Annotated in this window: 7 protein-coding genes and 1 pseudogene; 6 read left to right on the top strand and 2 right to left on the bottom strand. The window is 73.7% G+C overall.

Translation table 11 applies throughout. The features are described from left to right. The 4 genes and pseudogenes from ACZ42A_RS37785 to ACZ42A_RS37770 all read left to right on the top strand — a co-directional run. A pseudogene (locus ACZ42A_RS37785) lies at positions 1–384 on the top strand (biotin synthase BioB); the annotation flags it as partial. Continuing rightward, positions 377–1,657, top strand: a complete 1,281-nt coding sequence (locus ACZ42A_RS37780) for an adenosylmethionine--8-amino-7-oxononanoate transaminase (protein ID WP_468531898.1) — start codon at positions 377–379, stop codon at positions 1,655–1,657. The pseudogene ACZ42A_RS37785 and the gene ACZ42A_RS37780, both read left to right, overlap by 8 nt. Before the next feature lies 1 nt (position 1,658). Next, the gene (gene bioD, locus ACZ42A_RS37775) at positions 1,659–2,381 is read left to right on the top strand and encodes a dethiobiotin synthase (protein ID WP_468531897.1); all 723 of its coding nucleotides are present in this window, start codon (positions 1,659–1,661) and stop codon (positions 2,379–2,381) included. A gap of 85 nt (positions 2,382–2,466) precedes the next feature. Then, on the top strand, positions 2,467–3,147 hold the full coding sequence (locus tag ACZ42A_RS37770) for a class I SAM-dependent methyltransferase (RefSeq protein ID WP_468531896.1): 681 nt from the start codon (positions 2,467–2,469) through the stop codon (positions 3,145–3,147). Positions 3,148–3,156: 9 nt separating this feature from the next. Here the strand turns inward: ACZ42A_RS37770 and ACZ42A_RS37765 are convergent, their stop codons facing one another. Together ACZ42A_RS37765 and ACZ42A_RS37760 are read right to left on the bottom strand one after the other, a co-directional pair. After that, positions 3,157–3,531 carry a fic family toxin-antitoxin system, toxin component gene (locus tag ACZ42A_RS37765; protein WP_468531895.1) on the bottom strand — a complete coding sequence of 125 codons (375 nt, stop codon included), beginning with the start codon at positions 3,529–3,531 and terminating at the stop codon, positions 3,157–3,159. Positions 3,532–3,535: 4 nt separating this feature from the next. Next, positions 3,536–3,769: an antitoxin gene (locus ACZ42A_RS37760; protein ID WP_468531894.1), complete on the bottom strand. Its 234-nt coding sequence runs from the start codon at positions 3,767–3,769 to the stop codon at positions 3,536–3,538. 129 nt (positions 3,770–3,898) lie between these two features. Here ACZ42A_RS37760 and ACZ42A_RS37755 point away from each other — a divergent pair, with 129 nt between their 5' ends. Beyond that, on the top strand, positions 3,899–4,723 hold the full coding sequence (locus ACZ42A_RS37755) for an ABC transporter ATP-binding protein (protein WP_468531893.1): 825 nt from the start codon (positions 3,899–3,901) through the stop codon (positions 4,721–4,723). Positions 4,724–4,726: 3 nt separating this feature from the next. Continuing rightward, positions 4,727–7,294 carry an ABC transporter permease gene (locus ACZ42A_RS37750; RefSeq protein ID WP_468531892.1) on the top strand — a complete coding sequence of 856 codons (2,568 nt, stop codon included), beginning with the start codon at positions 4,727–4,729 and terminating at the stop codon, positions 7,292–7,294. Positions 7,295–7,328 lie beyond the last annotated feature (34 nt).

Genomic DNA, 7,328 nt, shown 5'->3' with positions numbered 1-7,328 from the left:
GGCCGCGAGGTGCACCTGCGCTCCATGCAGCCGCTCGCCCTGCACCTGGCCAACTCGATCTTCCTCGGCGACTACCTCACCAGCGAGGGCCAGGCCGGCAAGGCCGACCTGGAGATGATCGCCGACGCCGGCTTCGAGGTCGAGGGCGCCGGCGAGGTCACGCTGCCCGAACACCGGGTGGCGGCCGGAGGGGGCTGCGGTTCCCACGAGGACTCCGGGTGCGGGTCCCACGAGGACTCCGGGTGCGGATCCCATGAGAGCGCCGGGTGCGGGTCGGCCGGTGTGTGCGCCCCCGCCGCGGCGCCGACGGCCGCCGAGCCGCGCACCGACCTGGTCGCCGTACGCCGCCGGGGCGCCGGAACGGACCTCGCGCCCAATGCCTGAGCTGAGCGTGCCGGAGCTGCTGGACCTGGACCGGCGGCACGTCTGGCACCCGTACGGGCCGATGCCCGGCCGGCAGGAACCGCTCGTCGTGGAGTCGGCGAGCGGGGTGCGGCTCCAGCTCGCGGGCGGCTCCGCGGAGCTGGTCGACGGGATGTCGTCCTGGTGGTCGGCGATCCACGGCTACAACCACCCGGTGCTGAACGAGGCGGCGCGCGAGCAGCTGGCGCGGATGAGCCACGTGATGTTCGGCGGGCTCACCCACGAGCCCGCCGTCCGGCTGGCGAAGCTCCTTGTCGACTTGTCGCCCGAGGGCCTGGAGCATGTGTTCCTCGCCGACTCCGGTTCGGTGTCGGTCGAGGTCGCGGTGAAGATGTGCCTGCAGTACTGGCGTTCGCTCGGCCGTCCCGAGAAGCACCGGATGATGACGTGGCGGGGCGGCTACCACGGGGACACCTGGCAGCCGATGGCGGTGTGCGACCCGCAGGGCGGGATGCACGAGCTGTGGACCGGGATCCTGCCGCGCCAGGTGTTCGCGGACCCGCCGCCCGCCGGGTACGAGGAGGCGTACGCCGATCATCTGCGCACCCTGATCGCCGAGCACGCGCACGAGCTGGCCGCGGTGATCGTCGAGCCGGTGGTGCAGGGCGCGGGTGGCATGCGGTTCCACTCCCCCGCGTATCTGCGGGTGCTGCGGGAGGCGTGCGACGCGCACGACGTGCTGCTGGTGTTCGACGAGATCGCCACCGGGTTCGGCCGTACGGGCGCGCTGTTCGCGGCGGAGCACGCGGCGGTGACACCGGATGTGATGTGCCTGGGCAAGGCGCTGACCGGCGGCTATCTCACCATGGCGGCGACGCTGTGCACCCCGCGGGTGGCCGACGGGATCTCGCAGGGCGAGGTGCCGGTGCTCGCGCACGGCCCGACCTTCATGGGCAACCCGCTGGCGGCGGCGGTGGCCTGCGCCTCGATCGAGCTGCTGCTCGGCCAGGACTGGCTCGCCGAGGTCAAGCGGATCGAGGCGGGCCTGCGGGACGGGCTCGCCCCGGCCGCGGAGCTGCCCGGGGTGCGGGACGTGCGGGTCCTCGGCGCCATCGGGGTCGTCCAGCTCGACCATCCGGTCGACATGGCGGCGGCCACGGCGGCGGCCGTACGCGAGGGCGTGTGGCTGCGGCCGTTCCGCGATCTGATCTATACGATGCCGCCCTACGTCACGGGCGACGCGGACCTGGCACGCATCGCGCGCGCGGTGTGCGCCGCGGCACGGAAGGGATGACATGCCGGTCCTGGTGATCACGGGTACGGGCACGGAGGTCGGCAAGACCGTCACGACGGCCGCCGTCGCCGCGGCGGCGCTCGCGGCCGGGCGGTCGGTGGCCGTGCTGAAGGCCGCCCAGACGGGCGTACGGCCGGACGAGCGCGGGGACGCCGAGGAGGTGGCGCGGCTCGCCGGTGCCGTCACGGCGGCCGAACTCGCCCGCTATCCGGAGCCGTTGGCGCCCGGGACGGCGGCCCGGCGGGCCGGGATGGCGCCGGTGCACCCGCACGACGTCGCCGAGGCGGCGGCCAAGCTGGCCACCGAGCACGATCTGGTGCTGGTCGAGGGCGCGGGCGGGCTGCTCGTCCGCTTCGACCCGGCGGGCGGCACGCTCGCCGACGTGGCCGCGCTGCTCGGGGCGCCGGTGCTGCTGGTGGCCTCGGCGGGTCTGGGCACGCTGAACACCACCGAGCTGACGGCCCGTGAACTGCGGCGGCGTGAGGTGGAGCTGACCGGCGTGGTGATCGGCAGCTGGCCCACCGAGCCCGACCTCGCCTCCCGGTGCAATGTCGCGGACCTGACCGAGGTCTCCGACGCCCCGCTGCTCGGCGCGCTCCCCGAGGGCGCCGGCGCGCTCGCCCCCGCGGCCTTCCGCACCGCGGCCCCGGGCTGGCTGGCGCCGCGGCTGGACGGGACCTGGGACGCGGAGGCGTTCCGGGTGCGGGAGGCGGCGAGGCGGTAGCGCCGGCCGTGTGCCGACGAGGGTGCAGGGGGGCCGTTCCGGGGGACAATCCCCGAAGGAGCAGTCCGCCCTCAGGGAGGTCCCCATGCCCCTACCGTTCGCCGGTGCCGGCAAGGCGGCGCGGGATCCCGTGCACCACCCGGTGTTCGCCCGCTACTACGCCCGGATCAGCGTCGCCGCCGAGACCCGGATGGGTATGGCCGGGGTGCGCGACCGGCTGCTCGCCGGGCTGTCCGGGCGGGTGCTGGAGGTCGGGGCGGGCAACGGCCTGAACTTCGCGCACTACCCGGAGACGGTCGCGGAGGTCGTCGCGATCGAGCCGGAGCGGGTGCTGCGGCAGCTGGCGGTGGAGGCCGCCGTGCGCGCCGGGATGCCGGTGGACGTGGTGCCGGGTGCGGCGGAGGCGCTGCCGGTCAAGAGCGAGGGCTTCGACGCGGTGGTGCTGTCGCTGGTGCTGTGCAGTGTGCGGGACGTCCCGCGGGCGCTCGGCGAGGTGCGGCGGGTGCTCAGGCCGGGCGGTCAGGTGCGGTTCTTCGAGCACGGCCGGGGCGGCGGCCGGGCGATGCGGCTGACCCAGCAAGCCCTGGATCGCACGGTGTGGCCGCCGCTGAACGGCGGCTGCCATGTGGGCCGCGACCCGGTCGCCGCTCTGCGGGACGCCGGGTTCGAACTGGGGCCGTACCGGCGGCTGCTGATGCCGGAGCGGGGTCCCGTGCTGCCCACCTCGTACTGCGTCCTCGGCACGGCCTGGCGGCCTACCGCATAGGCCCGGTCCTCACAGGCACCACTGGCGCAGCTCGCGGGCGATCTCGTGCACCGACGCCTCGCCGCTCTTGACCAGCCGGGCCAGGTCGCGGACCTGCTCGGGCGAGGTGACGACCTTGAAGCCGCTCGCCACCAGATAGGCGTAGGCGACCGCGGAGGCGAACAGGGCGTTGGAGCGCTCGAGCGCGGGGATGTGGATCAGCTGCTGGAGCAGGGCGGCGGCGCGGGCGTGCGGGGTGTCGTAGACGGGGACGTCGAATATCTCGGCCTGGTGCCGGGCGACCGCGGCGACGAGCGCGCCCCAGTCGGTGACCTGGGGGTCCCCGGGGGTCTTGCGCTCGGCGAGCATCAGCAGCCAGGCGAGGTCGATGTGCACATCGCTCAAGGGATCAGCGACCGCCCTCGCCGCGACCGCCCTCGCCGAACTCCTCGGCGAACACCTTCTCGTACTGCTTCATGAAGTCGGCGGCGGCCTCCACGAAGGTGTGGCCGACCTCGCCGGTGTCCTGCCGGACCAGTTCCTCGATGTAGCGGTTGACGCTCATCCCGCGGGCCAGGGCGCGTTCGCGGGCGGCTCGGGCCGTGTCCTCGTCCACCCGCACGTTCAGCTGGGTCTTCGCCATACCCCGACGCTAGCGCCGGAGCGCTAGCACCGGCAAGGGCGCACGGGGGGATTACCGGGTGTGGACCGGGTCACATTACTCTCGACCAGGACAAGTCCGTCCCTTTCGATTCGGAGACAGGAGGCCGCCTTGTCCACACCTGCTGGGGAGCACGCCCCCGGCCTCGCGTCCGGCGACGGGGTCGCGGCCCGCGCCCGCGGGCTGACCAAGGCGTACGGCTCGGGCGAGACGGCGGTGATCGCCCTGGACTCGGTGGACGTGGACGTCGTACGCGGCCGCTTCACGGCCGTCATGGGCCCCTCGGGCTCCGGGAAGTCCACGCTGATGCACTGTCTGGCCGGGCTCGACACGGTCTCGGCCGGACGGGTGTGGCTCGGCGACACCGAGATCACCGGGCTGAGGGAGCGCGAGCTGACCCGGCTGCGCCGGGACCGGATCGGGTTCATGTTCCAGTCGTTCAACCTGGTCCCGACGCTCGACGCGCTGGAGAACATCACCCTGCCCATGGACATCGCGGGCCGCAGACCCGACCCCGAGTGGCTGGACCAGGTCATCGACACGCTCGGGCTGCGGGACCGGCTGAAGCACCGGCCCGCCCAGCTGTCGGGCGGCCAGCAGCAGCGCGTCGCCTGCGCGCGGGCGCTCGCCGCCCGCCCGGAGCTGATCTTCGCGGACGAGCCGACCGGCAACCTGGACTCGCGGGCCGGGCTGGAGCTGCTGGGGTTCTTGCGGGAGGCCGTGGACGACCTCGGGCAGACCGTCGTCATGGTCACCCACGACCCGGGCGCGGCCGCCCACTCGGATCTGGTGCTGTTCCTCGCGGACGGCCGCATCGTCGACGAGATGGCGCGGCCGACGGCGGAGGCCGTGCTGGAGCGGATGAAGCGCTTCGATGTGATCCGCGGCCCGTTCGACCACGTCTCCGGCTCCGGCCGGGCACCCGGCGGGGGCTGAGCCGTGCTCAAGGCGACGCTCAGAAGCTTTGTCGCGCACAAGGGGCGGCTGCTGCTCTCGGCGCTCGCCGTGATCCTGTCCGTGGCGTTCGTCGTGGGCAGCCTGATCTTCTCCGACACCGTCAGCCGCACCTTCGACCGGCTGTTCGCCTCCACGGCCGCCGATGTCACCGTCAGCCCGAAGGAGACCCTCCGCGAGACGGTGCCCTCGGGTGCGACGGCCACCCTGCCCGCCGCGCTCGCCGACCGGGTCGCGCGGGTGGACGGGGCGGCCGCGGCGCGCGCGGAGGTGGAGGTCCAGAACATCACCGTCGTCGACGCCGCCAACGAGTCGGTGAGTCCCACGACCGGCGCCCCCACGATCGGCAACGCCTGGATCCCGACCGACCGCAGCCCCGTGGAGCTCACCTCCGGGCACGCCCCGCGCGGGCCCGGGGAGGCGCTGCTGGACTCGGAGACCGCCGGCCGCGCGGACGTCTCGATCGGCGACACCCTGACCGTGATCGCACAGCCGGGCTCCTTCCGGGTCGAGGTCGTCGGCATCGTCACGTTCACCACCACCAACCCGGGCGCTGCCCTGCTGTTCGTCGACACCCCGACCGCCCAGACCAGGCTGCTGGGCCGGGAGGGGGCGGCCACGAGCATCACCGTGGACGCGGCGGAGGGGGTGAGCGACGCGACGCTCAAGGGGCGGGTGGCCGCGGCGCTGGGCGCCGACCGCTACGACTACCGGACCGCCGACGAACAGGCCGCGTCCGACATCGAGCAACTGGGCGGATTCCTGGACATCATCAAGTGGGTGATGGTCGGCTTCGCCGGGGTCGCCGTGCTCGTGGGCGTGTTCCTGATCGTGAACACCTTCTCCATGCTCATCGCCCAGCGCACCCGCGAGCTGGGGCTGCTGCGCGCGCTCGGCGCCGACCGGCGGCAGGTGCGCCGCTCGGTGCTGGCCGAGGCGCTGTTGCTCGGGCTGATCGGCGCCACCACGGGACTGGCCGCCGGCATCGGGCTGGCCGCCGGGCTGATCGAGCTGATGGGCCTGCTCGGCATGAACATCAAGGCCACCGAGATGGTGATCGGCTGGGTGACCCCGGTGACGGCCTACGTCGTCGGCCTCGGCGTCACCTTCGTCGCGGCCTATCTGCCGGCCCGGCGGGCGGCGGCCGTGTCGCCGATGGCGGCGCTCTCGGACGCGGAGGTCGCGGGGGTGGGCCGGCCGCTGCGGGTGCGCGCGATGGTCGGCGCGGTCGTCGGCGCGGCCGGGGCGGCGGCGCTCGCCGGGTGTGTGGTGTCGTCCGAGACCGGGTCGGCGGCCTCGCTGCTGGGCCTCGGTGTCGTCCTGACCCTGGTCGCGACCGTGATCGCCGGTCCGCTGCTGGTCCGGCCGGTGATCCGGGTGCTCGGCGCGGCCTTCCCGGCGTTGTTCGGGTCGGTGGGGCGGTTGAGCCAGCGCAACGCCCTGCGCAATCCGCGCCGTACGGGTGCCACCGCGGCGGCCCTGATGGTGGGCCTCGCGCTGGTCGCCGGGATATCGGTGGCCAGCGCCTCGATGACCGAGTCGTTCGACCGGCAGATCGACAAGACGCTGGGCGCCGACTTCGTCGTGCAGAACACCAACTTCAGGCCGTTCCCCCGGGAGATCACCGACGCGGTGCGCGACACCGAGGGCGTGGGGCTCGTGGTGCGCTCCACGCTCACCCCGTTCGCGGTGCGGCTGCCGGACGGCGACCGGGTGGCGGCGACCGCCGCGGCCTTCGATCCACGGCTCGACGACGTCGCCAACATCACCTACGCGGGGGGCGACACGGCGGCCGCGCTCGCCGACGGCCGGCTCGGCATGGACGTGGACTTCGCGCGCGACCACGGCGTGCGTGTCGGCAGCGTGCTGCCGGTCGAGTTCCAGGGCGGCCGGACGGCCCGGCTGACCGTGGGAGCGCTGACCGACCAGGACGCCGCCGAGGGGTTCGGCACCACGGGCGGGATCTACTTCGGGATGGGCACGCTCGAGCGGTACGCGCCGGGCGGCCAGGAATCCGCCGTCTATGTGAACGCCGCCCCCGGCACGGACGTCGACGATCTGCGCGCCGCCCTGGAGCGGACCCTCGAGCCGTATCCGCAGGTGCAGGTGCGGGACCAGGCCGACTACAAGCAGCTGGTCCGCGACCAGGTCGCCGTGCTGCTCTACCTCGTCTACGCCCTGCTGGGGCTCGCCATCGTCATAGCGGTGCTGGGCGTGGTCAACACTCTGGCCCTGTCGGTGGTGGAGCGGACCCGGGAGATCGGGCTGCTGCGCGCGATCGGGCTCGGGCGGCGGCAGCTGCGCCGGATGATCCGGCTGGAGTCGGTGGTGATCGCGGTGTTCGGCGCGGTCCTGGGGCTCGGGCTCGGGCTGGTGTGGGGCGTGTGCACCCAGCAGGTGCTGGCGTTGCAGGACATGACGGCGCTGGCGATCCCGTGGGGCACGATCGTCGCCGTCGTGGTGGGCTCGGCGGTGGTGGGCGTCGTGGCGGCGCTGCTGCCGGCGCTGCGTGCCTCACGGATGAACGTACTGGCGGCCATCGCGCACGAGTGATGGAATCGTGGCCTGTGCACTCAAGTCTTCGGCG

The organism is Streptomyces sp. NPDC030838 (assembly GCF_055572035.1).
The sequence above is the reverse complement of the archived record's forward strand: the minus strand, read 5'-3'. Positions and strand labels throughout refer to the sequence as shown.